This window comes from Micromonospora trifolii (assembly GCF_050516465.1).
GTDB lineage: Bacteria > Actinomycetota > Actinomycetes > Mycobacteriales > Micromonosporaceae > Micromonospora > Micromonospora trifolii.
This window is the reverse complement of record NZ_CP191526.1, coordinates 2,917,058-2,934,050: the sequence shown is the minus strand read 5'-3', so window position 1 is coordinate 2,934,050 and position 16,993 is coordinate 2,917,058. Positions and strand designations below refer to the sequence as shown.

The following is a 16,993-nucleotide window of genomic DNA, read 5'->3' as shown; positions in this document are numbered from 1 at the left end:
CTGAACCGTTTACTTAGCTAGACCGCTTCTTCGACAACCTTCTCGGCGTCCCTGACCCGCAACCGCCCGGACATCAACTCCGGCAATAGGGTGTCTCGCAACTTGGTAAGGGTTGCGTTCTCGGCTGTGGCGGCCGCAGCCCTTTGGTGTAGTGGGATGGCCTTCCCTGCAAATTCTTTGCGCACGGCGGGTGTCGGCAGTCGAACGCCCATGGCCTTGAAGTTCTTCCTGCTCAGCTCGAGGAATGTGGATCCATTCGCCAAACTGCGCATCTCGTCGACGCGATCCCGCATCTCATGGAACAACCACATTGCAAGTTCTTCATCGGGTGCCACCACCACGATAAAACCTTGATTTACAGCGGTTGGTACCCGCGGAAACGCGAATGCCCCGATAGTAGCCCGCGATGTCATGAAGATTGAGCCAGCGGGGTACAACACCGATGCGCAGTTGTCGAGTCCCGCATCCGTGATCCTCCGGCTCGTGCCGAAGAGATATGGAGCTCCTAGCGCTGTCACGTCCGACGGTGTCGCCCAAGCGATGTTGCCGTCCCAGTACTCCGGAACCTTGGTGCTTGGCGTCCCACCTCCACCCACCTGAGCGAGGGAGCCGAAAGTCTCCGGCCCGGTGGGAACCCCCTCCACTGCGCGGCTGAAGTGTGCGTCAGCGAGCGCCAGCGAACACTCGGCGATGCGGTCGTTGACCGCAATCTTGTCGTCTAGCGCACGAAGCACCGCGACGATCGCATCTTGTTCATGTCTCTGAGGCAGGCTCACCCGGATGCTGTTGAGCGAAGCCTGAGTAAGCTTAGGCTGTGTGGACCCGGTCAAGTATCCGGAGATGTCCAGCCGTTCAATGGCATAGGCGAGATAGTAGGTATTGGCGAGATCGTTGCCCTGTAGCACATGTGCGTGGTTGTTGGCCCAGAACTTTCCTGTGGCGATGAAGGCTACGGGTGTCTTCCGGGTTCGAAGATTTTCCCCGTCTTCTGCGACCAGAAGATACTGGCCATCGAAGAGATAGTTAGCGACGTGGTCCACCACTCCGGATGCCCCATAGTAGGGATACGGACCGGCGGAGCGTTCGGCCGATTTGACCGGCTTCCGACGCCGGTCGAAGTTGATGGTCACATCACTGAGCGAGAACTCCTCAAGAATCAACGGAGCCCTCCGAGCTGTCGGCGGATACCGCCCTGCAGGCGAGTCGACTCGTCAAAATGGGCGTACAACTCCTTGGTGAGGCGCTCGACGCGGTCGGCCAGTGGCTCGGCGTCGGGGTCTTCCTCGGCTTCGACGGCGCCGACATAGCGGCCGGGGGTGAGGACGTGGTCGTGGGCTGCCACCTCGTCGAGCTTCGCTGAGTAGCAGAAGCCCGGCACGTCCTCGTACGTCTGGCCCTTGGTCTTGGCGGACATGGTGCCGCGCCAGGCGTGGTAGGTGTCAGCGATCTTGGCGATGTCGTCGTCGGTGAGGACGCGTTCGGTGCGGTCGACCATAGTGCCGAGGGCGCGGGCGTCGATGAAGAGGATCTCGCCGCGCCGGTCGGTCAGCGTCTTCGCGCCTTGCGGGGTCTTGTCCTTGGTCAGGAACCACAGGCAGGCAGGGATCGCGGTGGTGCGGAACAGGTTCGGCGGGAGAGCGACCATGCAGGCCACCGCGTCCGCCTCGACCATCGCGCGGCGGATGTCGCCCTCGCCGGACTGCTTGGAGGACATCGAGCCGTTGGCGAGGACGACGCCGGCACTGCCCCTGTCACCGAGCTTGAAGAGGATGTGCTGGAGCCAGGCGTAGTTGGCGTTGCTCTGCGGCGGCACACCGTAGCGCCAGCGCGGGTCGTTCTCACGGCGCGCCCAGTCGCTCATGTTGAATGGCGGGTTCGCCATGACGAAGTCGACCCGCCGGTCCGGGTGCTTGTCGTCGGAGAAGGTGTCTGCCCAGCGGTCGCCGATGCCGACCGGGTCCATGCCGTGGATGGCGAGGTTCATCTTCGCCAGCCGCCAGGTGCGCTCGTTGGCTTCCTGCCCGTAGACGGCGATGTCGTGGGCGTGGTCGCGGCCGGCGCGGGCTTCGACGAACTTCTTGGACTGTACGAACATGCCCCCGGACCCGCAGCACGGGTCGTAGACCCGGCCCTCATAGGGCTCTAGCACCTCGACGAGAACCCGCACCACGCTGGACGGGGTGTAGAACTCGCCGGCCCGCTTGCCCTCGGCGCGGGCGAAGCGCTCCAGGAAGTACTCGTACGTCTCGCCGAGGACGTCCTGTGCCTTCCGGTCGCCATGGCCGGTGAAGCGGGCGTCGCTGATCAGGTCGACGAGTTCCTTCAACCGCTTCTGGTCGACGTTGTCCCGGTTGAAGATTTTCGGCAGGACGCCGGTGAGCGCGGGGTTCTCCCGCATGATCGCGTCCATGGCGTTGTCGAGCAGTTCGCCGACGCCGCTGGGTGCGTTCTCCACCAGGTAGTCCCAACGGGCGTTCTCGGGAACCCAGAAGACGTTGGCGCTGGTGTACTCGTCACGATCGTCGAGGAACTCGGCGCGGCGGTTCTCCGGAATGTCGGAAAGGCTGTCGGCGATCTGGTCGCGGCGCTCGGCGAAGGCGTCGGAGACGTACTTGAGGAAGACCAGGCCGAGGACGAACTCCTTGTACTGCGCGGCGTCCATGGAGCCGCGCAGCTTGTCGGCGGCCTTCCACAGGATGTCCTGGATCTGCTTGGTGCTGGACATGCCAGGCAACTCGCCCTGTGCATTGGCACGTTTGCGTGGGGGCACTGTGTGTTCCGTTCTCTCGTTCAGGAGTTCGTACCGTACAGAGTGGTGAGGGTGCCGTCGGCGAAGCCGGTTACGGCGAGTTCGCGCATCTCGGCGAGATGGTCGGCCTGCCGTTGCAGTAGGCGCTCGCGTTCGTCGAGGCGGCGCAGCACCTCGTCCAGGCGGGCCGCCTCGTCCCGGCTCAGGTCGGGAATGGTCACGTCGCGCAGCCGTGGGCCGTGCACCGCGCCGGGGCTACGTGTGGTGTTGCGGGCGGTGTCCAGCAGCGCCTTCAGCACACGCGGGGTGAGGGCGTCGCCGGGGGAGGTGCGCAGACCCCGGGCCGGAAACTCGATCACCGAAAAGCCGTCCTCGTCGAGGAAGACACCGAACTGGGGCACTGCGGTGACTACCAGGTCACCCGGTTCCGTGAGGGAGACGTGCGGGTACTCGGCGGCGAGCGTGAACCGGTCCATCCAGCGCTTCGACGATTGCGCGACGACCTCTACAGCGCCGATGACCCGATGGTGGCCGCGCGCCCTGACCTGCTCGGGCAACAAGCGGTGCCCTGGAAGGAGACGGACCCGGCGAGCCGTGCGCAGTGCCCCGAGAGAAAGCTCCCTCGGCCGGACTCCGTCGCGCTGCACCGCGCCGGTGTTCAGGGCGCCGTGCTCTTCGGCGTATCGAATGGTCTGTTGCTCGGCGTCGTCGAGACGGCGCTCGACCTCGCCGATCAGTGCGGGCCGATCGGCGGCCTGCCGGGAACGCAAGGTTACCGAGGCCGGGCCAGGCGGCCGCAGCGCCGCGCCGCGGCGCAGGTCGAGGGCGTCGAGCGGGACCACCAGGCCCGTTCGGGGGTCGTGGCCGTCACGCCGGTGTCCCTCGGCGCGCCACAACAGAATGTCCTCGGCCGCGGTCTCCACGACGCGCTGATCGAGGGCGCCCCCGCTGAGGTCGGCCAGCAGTAAACGGCCCTGGGTGTCTGGAACTGGATCGCGGGTCAGCGTCCAGAGCGCAGCGGAGTGGCCGGGGCGGGCGGGGAAGACGCCGCCAGGGAGCCGCACCACGGCCTCGACGAGACCACTGGTCAGGAGGTTCGCCCGCTTGGCGACTGCGTCGGTGTCGCGTATGGCGTCGACCAGACTCGCGGCGGGGCCGACTACGACGGCGGTGCAACCGGGGCCGAGGCGATCGGCGATGTCGCCGATCCTGGCGAGATCCTCGGCCGTGTCGCAGAGCTCGGCGGGCTGGTAGGGAAGCCTGGTGACAATCACGTTCACATCGGCGAACTCGTCGTTCAGGTCGTCTGAGAGCACCGCGAAGTTGAACTCGGGCACTCCGGCCAGCAGCAGACGGCGGCGGATCAGACGGGCCAACTCTGGCTCCGGTTGCGCGGCGTTGAAACTCAACGCGTCCGGTTCCTGACCGAGCAGCAGCGCGGCAAGGAGATCGCCGGCGGATGCGTAAGGGTCGCCAACCGTGAGGTGGCCGCCAGTGCGCAGCCGGCCCGGCACGTCGGCGGCGAGCCGGATAAGCGTGACCAGGTGGGGAGTGAGTGAATCGGTGGCCAGTTCGGGCCAACCGAAGCGAGCGCAGTTGCCGAGCAGGAACTGGTAAGCCCGGCTCGCCTCGTACGCACCCTCGATCAATTGCTCGACCAACCCCGGAAGATCGGCCAACGCCGGGGCTTCCCGCAGGTTGGTGAGCAGGAACTCGTCATCGGGGTCCAGGCGCTCGGCCAGCGGCAGCGGGTCGGCCGGCAATGGCCGTCCGGCCAGGTGACGCAGGCAGAGGGCGGCGCCCAGGGAGAGCACTAGGCGGCGACCGCCGTGCTCCCGGGCGTATGCGGCCAAGGTGTGCATCGCGCGCTCGGCGCGCAAGCTGTCGGCATCGGCGTTGCCGAGCTGGCGGTCCAGCAGCCAGGTGAGGACGGCGTCGGCGGGGAAGAGCGGCTGACCGCTACTGCCGGGGATCGGGGCGGGGAAGTCGGGGTGTCGGCGCCGCCAGGTCGTTACCACCGGGCGCTCAACCTGTGCCAACAGGGCGATCTCGCCGTAGGACATCAGCTCAACGCCCACGCTCTCACCTCCCCCGCGATCAAGGAGGCTCACTGTAGTCGTGATGGCCGTCGTAGTCGACAACGCCGGCTGATAACCCCCATTATCGGCTTTTCGTTTCCGTTCATCGTTTTGGGGGTGTGTTCTAGTCCGGTCAGTGGCTGCCGTGGCTCGTCCGCGGTGTGGTTACCGTCGCCCACTCGCGCGGAAGACCTCACTGAGTATCAGGAGCAGCAAGACCAAGATCGAAATCAAGACAACTGAGATCGAATGGCAGGGCTGACTATGCGGTACTTCGTGGGCACCTATGGGCGGACCGACCGCTCGTGGCTCGACGAGCAACCCAAGATGAAGCGACACTTCAAGGAAGATCCGCAGGACTGGCTCGCAGTCCTCCCCTATGACGTGGCGTTGCGTGACGTGGAGCTGATCAAGGCGGTCGTCGAGCCGAAGACGCTGGGTGAGGTGCGCCGGTCGCCGCTTGCGCTTCCACTGGTCAAGGCCGTGTTCGATGATCGGGCGGCCATGGACGGTGAGCCGGCGTTCAGCGACCTCGGGGACGACGTCCCGTTCGATTGGTATGACGATCTCGGTCTCTTCTGGCGGCCGGACCCACGGTTGCGCACGGCGGAACTGGCACCGCCCAGCCTGCTCGCTACCTTCGGCCGGAAAGACCACGCGTACGGCATGGATTACGAGCCGGCGACCTGGTTGTCGCTCGACGACCAGGTCGTCATCGAGGCGGCGCTTCGCGAGCTGGGGCACGAGATCGCCTACGACGACACCCTTCTGGACCGCTACCTGGCGTAAGTCGGTCAGGGAGCCGTGAACTGGCAGCGCTTCAAGATCACCCGGATGGCCGAGTGTGGGGCCGCGGTGTCACCTCTACGGTCGAACGGATCTTCCTGAACGATGAGGTCACTTTGCTCCGGCACGCCGACCGATGCGCGGGATCGCGGCTGAGGGCACACATGGCCGGCCGAACGTTCGTCGCTCGACGTCTGGTTGGGCGGCGGACGGAACGTTCAGCTTCTCGACGAGCGCCTGATCAGCGGCGCGGTAACACGACCTGGTTCGTGCAGTTTGGATGGAGATACCTGGATGGGCGGCACCGAGGACCTTCCGGCGCAGGATCGGCTGCTGCGGGCGACCATTCATCAATGGCGTGACAGTCTCATCAACCTTTCCGGCACGAACCGGCTTCTCAATTTCCGGCTGAGCAAGGCGGGGGCGGTCCGGGTGCTCGGCCCGGCCGCCGCAGAGGTCCTGGCCGGTTTGAGCGCCGGCCGCTACTTCCGGTTCCGTCCCGCTGAGGAGACGAGCGACGAGTCCGAGGGGACGTCGACCGAAGCGGGCCGCGCTCTCCCCGCGGTGGAACTCGACACGCCGGGCAAGGGCCTCCGGGCCGACGTCCTCCGCACGGACAAGCCGGTCGGGGATCTGAGCGCGGCACTTCGCAACCTCATGCGCCGGTCGAACCAGGAGTTCCTGGACCGAGGGCTGTGGATTCTCTACCTCGCCTTCGGATCGCTCACTTGGACTGACGGTGACAAAGCGCGGTACACCAGTCCGCTGCTTCTCGTCCCAGTCCGCCTCGTTCCGACCGGGGCACGACAGCTGCCCCTGCTGCAACGCGCGGACGAAGATCCAGTCGTCAACCCAGCTCTTATGTTGAAGCTCAACCAGCTCATGGTCACGCTGCCGTCCGTCGACGACCTCGAGGACGTCGCCTATGCCGACTTCCTGGCCGACGCGCGGGCCGCCGTTGCCGAGCACGCCGGTTGGCGGGTCAACGACGAGGTCACGCTCTCCTACTTCTCATTCGCGAAGGAGGCGATGTACCGCGACCTGCTCGACAACGAGGCGTCTGTCGCCGGACATCCGGTGATCCAGGCACTGGCGACAGGTGGGCGAGGCTCGGGAGGCGCCGGCTTCCTCTTCGACGAGTTGACCGACGATCGGATCGACCGAGACATGCCGGCGGAGCAGATCCCGCTGGTGCTCGACGCCGACTCCTCCCAGCGGGCCAGCGTCGCCGCCGCGCTGGCAGGCCGCTCGTTCGTCATGGACGGCCCACCCGGAACCGGGAAGTCACAAACCATCGCGAACATGATCGGCGCACTGCTGCACGCCGGTAAGCGGGTGCTGTTCGTCTCCGAGAAGGCCGCGGCGCTCGAAGTGGTCCGGAACCGGCTCCACGACGTGGGGCTCAGCGCCTACCTGCTGGAGCTGCATTCGCACAAGGCGACGCGAAAGGAGGTCGCGTCGGCGCTGGGGCAGGCATTGGAGACCGTTCCCGTCGCCCCGAGCGGGATGAACGACATCGATCTGGACAATGCCCGGCGCCGCCGCGAGGAGCTGAACGCATACGCCGAAGCCATGAACGTGCTGCGGGCGCCGCTCAACTACTCGCTGCACGACGTCCTCGGCATGATCGCCAACTTGCACGACGTGCCCGCGGCTCCGATGAGCGGCATCGCGCCGGTCGATCTGACCGTCGAGATGTTCGGCACCGTGCGGGCCACTGCTGCAGCGCTGGCCAGGGCCTGGCGCCCCGCTTCTCAGGGACGCTCCTTCGCCTGGCGGGGTGTCACGCATCGCGGCTCCCTGGACGCGCGTCTCTACGCAGCGGATTCCGCGCTCGACGCGTTGGCCGGCGTCACTGCGGCCCATGCGCAGCTGGCCGCCGCGTTCGACGTCAGCCGGTTGTGCCAGGCGTCCGATCTCGCGCGCATTGTCGCCCACTGCGCGGTACGGCCGGCCGGAGTGCCACAGCAGTGGCTGACCGCTACGGCGCTCGACCCGGCCAGGGAATCCGCGGATCGTCTCGCCGCGGAACTGCGGGAGCTCGCCGAACGGCAGGACGCAGCCAGCCGTACCGCCGGTGTTTCCTGGTCCGACATTCCCACCACGGAAGGCACACCGGACCTCGACACCTCCGCGCTGGACGACCTCACGGTTGCGCCACTGCACCTCGCAGGACTGACCTCGGAGCAGGCCATCGTGCTTGCCGACACCTTCGCGCGCGACGCCGAGACACTGCAGGCCGCCGGCCGTTCGCTGACCGGGCTGGCCGTCATGCTTGGCCTGCCGCCCGTCGTATCGTTCGACGATGCCGAGGCGACTCTGGCGGTGGCCGGTCTCGGTAGCCGCGACAAGCGTCCGGAACGTGCGTGGCTGTCCGCCGAGGGCCATGCTGCAGCCACCCAGGCCGCCCAGGCGCTCCGGCAGGCAATTGCCGCCCTGCTGGAGGCGGAGAAGGCGGCGGCAGCGCACTACACCGATGCCCTGCTCGTGGCGGACGTCGAGGGATTGGCGCATCGCTTCGCGCACGAGCACCGGGGCATGAAGAAGCTAGGCGGCGCTTACCGCGCCGACAAGCGTGCTCTAGCGGCGTTCACCTGTGCGGGCGTCGCCTGGCAGTCGGCGCGCGACCAGCTGCCGTTGGCGATTGCTTGGAAGCAGGCCACAGCCGCCCTCACCGAGGTAGAAGCTCGGTATGCGGAAACCCTCGGCACCTACTACGACGGCCGTTCCACCGACTTCGACCGGATCGCCCGGGCATTTGCTGCTGCGGACACCGCGATCCGCCAGGCCCGCACCACCGACTTGCGGAAGCTGGCCGATCACATCGCTCGTGACGCGACCCCCAACGCCAGCGTCCTCACCGTCGCCAACGAGACGCGCGAGCGGTTGCAGGACTGGCGATCGCGCCTTGCACCGGAACCGCTGCCCGCCGCAAGGCCGGAGCTCGCGCTGCTTCCCATCACAGAGGCAGTCGGATGGCTGCGCCTCCACCTGACCCCACTGCGATCGGCGGCTGTGCTGGCGGCGTCGGTCAGCCAGGCGGTGAACCGGCAGTTGACCGTCACCGAATCCCGCCACCTGCTTGCGCTGCGCGCGTCCGTCGACGCCGCCTACACCGCGCTCGCGGCAAGCGGCCACGGTTACTCGTCGATCCTCGGCTCGCTGTACGCCGGTGAGCGGACCGATCTGCCGTCGGTGCACACGGCGCTGGACTGGGCCGCGCAGATGCGCGCCTGCACGAAGGGCTTCGACGAGCCCCTGACCCTCGCTCAGGCGGAGACGCTGGGCAATATCGTCCCAACGCCCCAACTCGGCGACATCGAACGGCGGTGGGCCGCGGCGCGTGCCGACCTGCTGGCGGCCTTCGAACCGGGCAGGCACGCGGAACTCGGCACCGAACTCGACGACTACGCGGAGGCGGGCGACCTCATCGCGGCCTTGCGCGAGGACAGCGCCGGACAGGACGAGTGGTTCGCGTATCAAGGCGCGCGCGCTGAACTCGTCGCCGTGGGACTCGAGACCGCCATCGACTTCTGCATCACCGAGGGCATCAGCGCCGAGCAGGTGCCGCTGGTTCTGGAGCGAGCCCTGCTGCAGGAGTGGGCCGACCATCACCTGCATCAGGATGCGGCCCTACGTGTCATGCGGGCCGAGGATCGGGACTCGCTCGTGGCCGAGTACCGCGCCCTGGACCGAGGGCTCATCGGGGCGGCGACCTCGCGGATCATCACCGCGTGCAACGCGCGTCGGCCTCGCAATAACCTGGGTGAATCGGGTGTCATCCGCCGCGAAGCTGGCAAGAAGAAAAAGCACATGCCGGTGCGGCTGCTGTTGGAGCGTACGCGTCACGTCACTCAGGCGATCAAGCCATGCTTCATGATGTCGCCGCTGGCGGTCAGTCAGTATCTTCCGTCCGACATGCGATTCGACGTCGTCATCTTCGACGAGGCGAGTCAGGTTGCACCCGCCGACGCTGTCAACTGCATCTACCGAGGTGGCGCACTGATCACGGCCGGTGACCAGAAGCAGCTCCCGCCGACCAACTTCTTCACCGCCGGCGTCGCCGACGACAGCGACGAATGGGATGAGGAGGCCGAAGACGGTATCGACTTCGAGTCCGTTCTCGACCTCATGAAAGGCTCTGCGGAGTTCCGCGCGCTCACGCTGCGCTGGCATTACCGGTCCCGGCACGAGGCGCTCATCGCCTTCTCGAACTCGTCGTTCTACAAGGGTCGCCTCATCACGTTCCCCGGCGCCGAGGACGTCGGGCCCGACGTGGGCGTGGAGCTGTTACACGCCGCCGGAACCTACCGGCGCGGCTCGTCGCGCGACAATCCGGTCGAGGCAGCCAAGGTCGCCGAGCGGGTCATCCACCACTTCACCACCCGTCCGCACCTCACGCTCGGTGTGGTGAGCTTCTCCGAGGCGCAGGCCGCCGCAATCGAGCATGCCGTGGAACAGGCCCGCCAGGACCGCCCGGAACTGGACAAGTTCTTCACCGACAACCGGCTCGACGGCTTCTTCGTCAAGAATCTCGAATCGGTGCAGGGCGACGAGCGCGACGTGATGATCTTCTCGATCGGGTATGGCCCCGACGAGGCCGGCAAGACGACGATGAACTTTGGCCCGTTGAATCGGGCCGGTGGGTGGCGGCGATTGAATGTGGCCATCACCCGGGCGCGCTTCCGCAACGAAGTCGTCGCCAGCGTGCGGGCATCCGACATCGTTGCCGCTGCCGGTAGCGAAGGGTTGCGGCATCTGCGCCGCTACCTGGACTATGCCGAGCGTGGCCTCGCGGCACTGGCGCTGGACACCAGCACCGGCGGTGATGCCGAATCACCGTTCGAGGAGTCGGTCATCTCCGTGATCCGCTCCTGGGGCTACGAGGTGACCTCGCAGGTCGGGGCCGCCGGCTACCGGATCGACATGGGGGTGCGTCATCCGGATCGGCCCGGCGTCTATGTGCTGGGCGTCGAGTGCGACGGGTTCCAGTATCACTCCTCCAAGGTTGCCCGGGACCGAGACCGGCTGCGTGAGCAGGTTCTGCGTGGCCTCGGATGGCGGCTGCACCGCATCTGGGGCACCGCTTGGTATCGCAACCGGCTCGGTGAGGAAGAGCGCCTGCGTGCCGCGATCGAGAAGGCCGTCGCCGCCCCAGTACGCGGGCTTCTGTCCAGCTTGGAAGAGGCGATCGAGCGCCCCGCCGTCACCATTGAAGTAGCGGCTCTCGACCTGCATCCAACTTGGGTGACGCCGTACCGGACGGCGATCGTTGATCGCTTACCGTACTGGGCGGATCCCGGCGAACGCGGCAGCGCACATGCCATGCGGGTCGGCGTCGCCGAGGTCGCCGACGTCGAAGGGCCGGTGCATATCGCGGTCATGCACCAGAGGTTGCGCGACTGCTGGGGCATTGGTCGGATCGGGTCGCGGATTCGGGACAACATCGATGCCGCGATTCTTCAGGCTGGTCTCGACCGTGATGGGGATTTCGTGCGCTTGCCCGGCGCCGTCGTCAGCGAAGTCCGTAGCCCCGTCGACGCCTGCAGCCGCAGCGTTGAGCAGGTCCACGACGACGAGTTGGCACTCGCCTTGACGAATCTCGTGCGCGACACCGGTGGCGTGGCCCGCGACGAGCTGAGTGCACATGTGGCCAAGCTGTACGGCTGGACCCGGCGTGGACCGGACATCTCGCGGCGGCTTGAACTACTCATCGACCGCCTGGTCACCGACAGCGTACTCATCACCAACGGCCACAGCTTGTCGATCCGATCCTTACCGCCCGGACAAACGTGAGTAGGTAGCGTCACGCTGGCCGAGCCGCAGAAGGGTCGATAATCCGCCTTCATCGCGATCCGTCCCCACGTCATGTCGCGCACACGTGTGAATGCATCACACAACGCGCTACGGCGACCTCGTGCGGGACGAGAGGGGACTGCGCCGACCTGCTGTAGGTCCTGATCAGCATGCCGAGTTAACTCCCCTTGGTCGCAGTGAGGAAGGCGGACCAGCTGTCCGAGCCGAAGGTGAGGACATGCCCAGTGTGGTCTTTGGAGTCGCGGACGGAGACGATGCCGGGGAGGTTGGTGGCGACCTCCACGCAGTCGCCGCCGTTGTCGCCGCTGCGGGTGCTCTTGCGCCAGACGGCGCCGCTCAGGTCAGTCATGCCGCTTCTCCCCAGCGATTCGCTTGATCATGTCCTTCGATTCTGCCTCGCCTAGGGCCAGCCCATCCAGCCCTCTCCAGACCCGCTCGTAGGCTGCCAACTCGTCGGGCTTGTCGAGGTAGAGCGCCCCGGTCAGCGACTCGCTGTAGACCACCGACGGTTCCGGCGCGGCGCGACCGCCCTTGGTCGGCGGAAAGTCGAGGATCACAAACGACCCCGCAACTGCGCCGGGCTGCGGTCCGGCCGCCAGTGGCAACACCCTAACGTTGACGTTCGGCAGCTCGGACAGCTTGGTTAGGTGATCGAGCTGTGCTGTCATGACCACCGGCCCGCCGACGCCACGGCGGAGAACCGTCTCAGACAGCACGGACTCAAGCCTGGGAGCAGCCGGCAAGCGCCGAAAGAGCAACGCCTGCCGTTGAAGTCGGACCTCAACCGCCCGCTCGCGATCTTCCCCGCTCAGGATCCCCCCAAGGCGGTAGAGCGCGTGGGCGTACTCCTTGGTCTGAAGAATCCCCGGGATGAGTGACTCGTCGTAACGACGGAGGCGGGAGGCGGCGGATTCCAGGCCCACGTACAGCTCGAACCAACTCGGCACCGCATCGCCGTACGCGTGCCACCAGCCCTTCGACTTCGTCTCCACGGCCAGCCCGCGCATCGCCTCGGTCATCTCGGGCGACACCCCGTACAGCTCGCACATCGCCTTGACGTCGAGCACCCGGACAGAGCCCTGGCCGCATTCGAGACGCCAGATCTTCTGCCGGCTGTATTCGAGGGCTTCGGCTGCGGCGTCGAGCGTCACGCCGGCCTCGTTGCGGAACTGCCGCAGCAGCCGGCCGAGTTGCCGTCGCGGCACGGTCGATCCGATGTCTTCGGGCATCCGCACACTCCCTGGTTCCAGCACGCAACACTGCGTGACCTGCTCCTGCAACTCCTACGGGTCGCAGCAAAGAAAGTCAATGCACAACAGCGAAATTGCGGTTTAGAACGTTGCGTTTCCGCTGCGGACTGTCGCAGGCTGGTCACAGCACGGCGGCCGGCCGGTCCCCCCGAACGGCCGCCGTGTTTCCCCGAACACCCCTCGCCCCTCCGCATCAGGAAGGCAGGCAGACATGAACGCCAAAAACCAGCGACCAGAGCCGCCGAGTGGTGGCGCGACCTACCGCTCCAGCGCGTACACAAGTCTGCTGCCGTGGCAGGTGCCTGAGCGCCGATTCGCGCCAGCCGGTTTCGGACGTCGCGGTTTGAACCCCGACGACGTGTACGCCTTCCTCGACCGGGTCGCCGTCGACATGGCCGCCGTCTACGCCGCTCTCGCCGAGAGCCGCCGCGAGACGGCCCGGATCAAGGCCGCGTTACGTCGCTGGCAGACCGATCAGGCCGGCGCCCGCAACGAGCGGGACCAGGCCCGATGAACGAGCGGTACGTCATCCACCTACCCGTCGTCGCCACCGACCTGCCCGCCGCGCAACGCCTGGCCCGGGTTATCGGCCGCTGGATGCTGGTGCTGCCGATGACGGACCCTGGGGAGACCACTGTCTCCGAAGAGGACCATCAGCTCGTCCGGCACCGGGTCTTCTGCGACCTGCGGATGGCAGGCGGCCGGCGCTGCCTGCTCCGCGACGGCCACGACGGCGCCTGCTCCCGCCGCCTGCGCCGTTGACAGCCGGTCCAACCCGAGATACCTGCGGCGCGGGTGCGCGTGCTTTTACTACTGGTCAGGGCATAGGCGGTACCGATCCTACGAGCCGTAGTCACGCATGGCTATCGATCGATTGCAGGATGTGCTCGGCGTGAAGCGCCGGTAATCCTGAGGGGCCAGCCCACGGCAGCAGGGGGATTCATGGGTAGTCCCGCACGTCGCCGTCATACGCCTTCCAGTGAGCGTCAGCTACGCCTGGTGCCAGATCCCACCGCCCAGGCAGTGGCTGCCTTCGGTGCCCGAGTCGCGGAGAAGACCGGTCGGGGCGGTGATCCCGAGGATCAGTTGCGCAGTCCTCTGGAAGAGTTGCTTCGTCGCATGGGCCGGCACCTGGGAGTCGACGCCGTTCCCTACGGAGAGGTCCGGCTCGACGTGGTGCGTGCGCGCCCCGACTTCGCCGTGGACGTCGGGGGAGTCCGCGTCGGGTACGTCGAGCTGAAAGCCGATGGGCGCGGGATCCCCTCGACCTGGCATCGCCCCACGAAACGTGAGCGCCTGCAGTGGGAGAAGCTCAAGGCCCTGCCGAACGTCCTCTACTCCGACGGCACTGCCTGGGCGAGATACACCTACGGAGAACTGGCTGGCTCCGTTGTTCACCTGGAGGGCGACCTCTCGGTTAGTCGGCGCCCGCTGCGGGCGAATGGGCCCGAGTTCGAAGCCCTCATCCAGGAGTTCCTGCTGTGGCAACCCGAACAGCCGCGAACCCTGGCCCAGCTCATCCGGATCGTCGCCGGGCTCTGTCGGCTGCTGCGCGACGAAGTTGGTGCGATCCTCGCGGACCCCACCCGTGATCTGGCCCACGAGGAGCTGTCGCTGCTCGCTGATGACTGGCGTGACCTGCTGTTTCCCGATCTGGATGACGCCGGTTTCGCGGACGCCTACGCCCAGACCGTCACCTTCGCACTGCTCCTTGCCCGCATCGATGGAATCGTCTTCGACGAGACCCCGATGCACGAGATCGCCCGTCTGCTCGGCAAGAAGCACTCCCTCATGGGCCGGGCTTTGGCGGTGCTGACCGACAACGACGCCGCCTACGAGCTTCGGATGATCGATACCTTGTTGCGGGTCATCGGTTGTGTGGACTGGAGCACCATCGACAACGGGCGGGGCGATATCCATGCCGACTTGTACGAGCGCTTCTTGTCCATCTACGACCCCACGCTGCGGCGGCGCAGCGGATCCTTCTACACTCCACAGCCCGTGGCGGGTGCGGTCGTCGACTTTGTGGACGAGATTCTGCGTGACCGGTTCGATCGTTCGTGGGGGTTCGCCGCCCATGATGTCACTGTCGTGGATCCCGCCATGGGTACCGGAACCTTCCTCGTCGAGGTGTTACGAGCGGTCTCGGCGACGATCGACGCCAAGCAGGGTGCGGGCGCGCGAGGACCACAATTGCGGCAGTTCTTCCAACAGCGTCTCGTTGGCTTCGAGATCCAGGCCGCGCCCTACGCCGTCACCGAACTTCGGCTGCACCAGGCGATGAAGGCGCAGTTTCGTACCGAACTTCCCCCGTCCGAGTACCGGTTCCTCACCGACGCGCTGGAGGATCCCGATACTCAGCAGGGTCGGCTGCGGGCGGCGTACCGGGTCATCGAACGCTCTCGCCTGGAGGCAAACCGGATCAAGCGTGAGGTTCCGGTCATGGTTGTGGTGGGCAATCCCCCGCACGTGGACAACACGCGGGGGCGGGCACCGTGGATCGAGGAGCGGCGGAAGACGCCCCTTCTTCCGGGCACCTGTCCCGATCGGCCCTCGCTTGACGAGTTCCGGGTGCCCGGCGGAGGCCGCTACGAGTCGGACCTCTACGGGCTGCCGTGGTGCTTTTGGCGCTGGGCGCTGTGGAAGGCGTTCGAGGCTCACCCCGGGGAACCGCAGGGGATCGTGGCCTTCGTGACGCCGTCGAGCTTCGTCAAGGGCAAGTCCTTCGAGGGCATGCGCGAGTACCTTCGACGAACCTGCGACGAGGGATGGATCATCGAGCTGTCCCCTGAGGGGAATCGACCGCAGCAGCACACCCGCCTTTTCGGGCCCGACGTCGGGCGGCAGCTCTGCGTTGCTATCTTCGCTCGCTACGGCCCAGGCGACCGGACCACGCCGGCGACGGTTAGGACCGTGTCACTGAACGGCGCGAGGGAAGACAAGCTCCTGCGGTTGCAGGAGCTGCGCCTCGCCGATCCGGGGTGGCAGCGGTGCCGCGCGGACTGGCGGGCACCGTTCCTGCCGGATTCCGACACCGACTGGCAGCGCTACCCGGGACTGAAGCAGCTCTTTCCGGAGTCGTCCCGCGGTGTGACGGCAGGACGGACCTGGATCTACTCCCCGGACGCCGACACCCTGCGCCGTCGCTGGCGCAGATTTATCCAAGCTGGGGAGGGCCTGCGCCGACGGATGCTGCCCGAGTCCCGGGACCGCAAGCTCGACACCGTCGTCCGTCCGCTGCCCGGGATGCCGGGACCGGCCGGGCCGCTCGCTGCGGAGACGGGCCCGGCGCCGACGGCGGTAAGGGTCGCCTACCGCTCCTTTGACCGACAGTGGGTGCTGCCGGACAGCCGGCTCATGGTGATGCCACGACCACCGCTGTGGGCAGTCCGGTCACCGCACCAGATCTACCTGACCGAGCAGAACAGCCAGCCGATCGACAGCGGTCCGGGCGTGACCTTCACCCAGCTGATACCCGACCTGCACCACTACAACGGACGCAGCGGGCGGGTCTTCCCGCTCTACTGCGACACCTCGACAGAGCGGCCCAACATCGCACCAGGGCTATGCGGAATGCTGGCCGAGACGCTCGGTACCGAGGTGGCGGCCGCCGATGTGATGGCCTACGTCGCCGCAGTCACCGCCCACCCCGGCTACACCGAGCGGTTTCGGGAGGAACTGCAGCATCCCGGCGTTCGGGTGCCGCTGACCGCGGATGCCGAACTCTGGGTCGCAGCGGTGTCGATCGGTCGTGAGGTGTTGTGGCTGCACACCTTCGGGCAGATCAGCCTGGCAGAGCACCCGATGTCGTTCCGCGACTTCGTCGATGAGGCGGCGCCAAAGGTACGGGCAGCGATACCGGACGAGCCGGGAGCCCTCCCCGACAGCATCTCCTGGGAGGCGGACAGCGAGACGCTGCTGGTGGGCCACGGGCGCATCGCTCCCGTACACCGTCGAGTCTGGGAGTACGACGTCGGTGGGATGAGAGTTCTGCGGCACTGGTTCAACTATCGCTGCGCACACCAACGCCACCGACGTCGCTCCTCTTCGCTGGATGACGAGGAGCTGAACCAATGGAGTAGCGACCTCACCGACGAGCTGCTGGAGATCCTCGCGGTGCTCGGGGGTTGCGTGGCTGCCGAACCGCGGCAGCTGGACCTACTGGATCGCATCTGCGCCGGTCGGCTGATCTCTGTGGCAGACCTGGCGGCCGGCGGCGTCCTGCCGGTACAGGGAGCCGCCAAGCTCACCACGGTTGACGAAGGGCGTATCCCGAGGTTGTTCTGACGGCTTCCCGTCGATGCGCCGTCGAC

At 66.8% G+C, this 16,993-nt stretch carries 10 protein-coding genes; 5 read left to right on the top strand and 5 right to left on the bottom strand.

Annotation, left to right across the window (positions count from 1 at the left end):
* Nucleotides 1-17 precede the first annotated feature (17 nt).
* The 3 genes from ACQRWP_RS13550 to ACQRWP_RS13540 all read right to left on the bottom strand — a co-directional run bounded on the left by ACQRWP_RS13550 (nucleotide 18) and on the right by ACQRWP_RS13540 (nucleotide 4,827).
* On the bottom strand, nucleotides 18-1,160 hold the full coding sequence (locus ACQRWP_RS13550; protein ID WP_430502577.1) for a restriction endonuclease subunit S: 1,143 nt from the start codon (nucleotides 1,158-1,160) through the stop codon (nucleotides 18-20).
* On the bottom strand, nucleotides 1,157-2,725 hold the full coding sequence (locus tag ACQRWP_RS13545) for an N-6 DNA methylase (RefSeq protein WP_430502576.1): 1,569 nt from the start codon (nucleotides 2,723-2,725) through the stop codon (nucleotides 1,157-1,159). The genes ACQRWP_RS13550 and ACQRWP_RS13545 overlap by 4 nt, the downstream gene beginning before the upstream one ends.
* Before the next feature lie 65 nt (nucleotides 2,726-2,790).
* A complete protein-coding gene (locus ACQRWP_RS13540) occupies nucleotides 2,791-4,827 on the bottom strand; it encodes an SAM-dependent DNA methyltransferase (RefSeq protein ID WP_430502575.1) in 2,037 nt (678 codons plus the stop codon).
* Between the two features lie 249 nt (nucleotides 4,828-5,076).
* Between ACQRWP_RS13540 and ACQRWP_RS13535 the strand changes: the two genes are divergently transcribed.
* Together ACQRWP_RS13535 and ACQRWP_RS13530 are read left to right on the top strand one after the other, a co-directional pair.
* Complete coding sequence (locus ACQRWP_RS13535; protein ID WP_430502574.1) at nucleotides 5,077-5,616, top strand: hypothetical protein; 540 nt, start codon at nucleotides 5,077-5,079, stop codon at nucleotides 5,614-5,616.
* 291 nt (nucleotides 5,617-5,907) lie between these two features.
* Nucleotides 5,908-11,409: a DUF3320 domain-containing protein gene (locus ACQRWP_RS13530; RefSeq protein ID WP_430502573.1), complete on the top strand. Its 5,502-nt coding sequence runs from the start codon at nucleotides 5,908-5,910 to the stop codon at nucleotides 11,407-11,409.
* Nucleotides 11,410-11,587: 178 nt separating this feature from the next.
* Here ACQRWP_RS13530 and ACQRWP_RS13525 read toward each other — a convergent pair whose 3' ends face one another.
* Entirely contained in the window at nucleotides 11,588-11,779 is a 192-nt protein-coding gene (locus tag ACQRWP_RS13525) for a DUF397 domain-containing protein (RefSeq protein WP_430502572.1), read from the bottom strand.
* The gene (locus tag ACQRWP_RS13520; RefSeq protein ID WP_430502571.1) at nucleotides 11,772-12,659 is read right to left on the bottom strand and encodes a helix-turn-helix domain-containing protein; all 888 of its coding nucleotides are present in this window, start codon (nucleotides 12,657-12,659) and stop codon (nucleotides 11,772-11,774) included. Before ACQRWP_RS13520 ends, ACQRWP_RS13525 begins: the two co-directional genes overlap by 8 nt.
* Nucleotides 12,660-12,891: 232 nt before the next feature.
* Here ACQRWP_RS13520 and ACQRWP_RS13515 point away from each other — a divergent pair, with 232 nt between their 5' ends.
* The 3 genes from ACQRWP_RS13515 to ACQRWP_RS13505 all read left to right on the top strand — a co-directional run bounded on the left by ACQRWP_RS13515 (nucleotide 12,892) and on the right by ACQRWP_RS13505 (nucleotide 16,967).
* Nucleotides 12,892-13,194 carry a DivIVA domain-containing protein gene (locus ACQRWP_RS13515; RefSeq protein WP_430502570.1) on the top strand — a complete coding sequence of 101 codons (303 nt, stop codon included), beginning with the start codon at nucleotides 12,892-12,894 and terminating at the stop codon, nucleotides 13,192-13,194.
* The gene (locus ACQRWP_RS13510) at nucleotides 13,191-13,442 is read left to right on the top strand and encodes a hypothetical protein (RefSeq protein ID WP_430502569.1); all 252 of its coding nucleotides are present in this window, start codon (nucleotides 13,191-13,193) and stop codon (nucleotides 13,440-13,442) included. The genes ACQRWP_RS13515 and ACQRWP_RS13510 overlap by 4 nt, the downstream gene beginning before the upstream one ends.
* Before the next feature lie 237 nt (nucleotides 13,443-13,679).
* On the top strand, nucleotides 13,680-16,967 hold the full coding sequence (locus ACQRWP_RS13505; protein ID WP_430502568.1) for a type ISP restriction/modification enzyme: 3,288 nt from the start codon (nucleotides 13,680-13,682) through the stop codon (nucleotides 16,965-16,967).
* Nucleotides 16,968-16,993: the final 26 nt, after the last annotated feature.

What these genes read in the sequence shown, in the direction of transcription:
- ACQRWP_RS13515 (WP_430502570.1), top strand. Translation starts at nt 12,892, where the DNA reads ATGAACGCCAAAAACCAGCGACCAGAGCCGCCGAGTGGTGGCGCGACC.
- ACQRWP_RS13535 (WP_430502574.1), top strand. Translation starts at nt 5,077, where the DNA reads ATGGCAGGGCTGACTATGCGGTACTTCGTGGGCACCTATGGGCGGACC.
- ACQRWP_RS13530 (WP_430502573.1), top strand. Translation starts at nt 5,908, where the DNA reads ATGGGCGGCACCGAGGACCTTCCGGCGCAGGATCGGCTGCTGCGGGCG.
- ACQRWP_RS13520 (WP_430502571.1), bottom strand. Translation starts at nt 12,659, where the DNA reads ATGCCCGAAGACATCGGATCGACCGTGCCGCGACGGCAACTCGGCCGG.
- ACQRWP_RS13525 (WP_430502572.1), bottom strand. Translation starts at nt 11,779, where the DNA reads ATGACTGACCTGAGCGGCGCCGTCTGGCGCAAGAGCACCCGCAGCGGC.
- ACQRWP_RS13510 (WP_430502569.1), top strand. Translation starts at nt 13,191, where the DNA reads ATGAACGAGCGGTACGTCATCCACCTACCCGTCGTCGCCACCGACCTG.
- ACQRWP_RS13545 (WP_430502576.1), bottom strand. Translation starts at nt 2,725, where the DNA reads ATGTCCAGCACCAAGCAGATCCAGGACATCCTGTGGAAGGCCGCCGAC.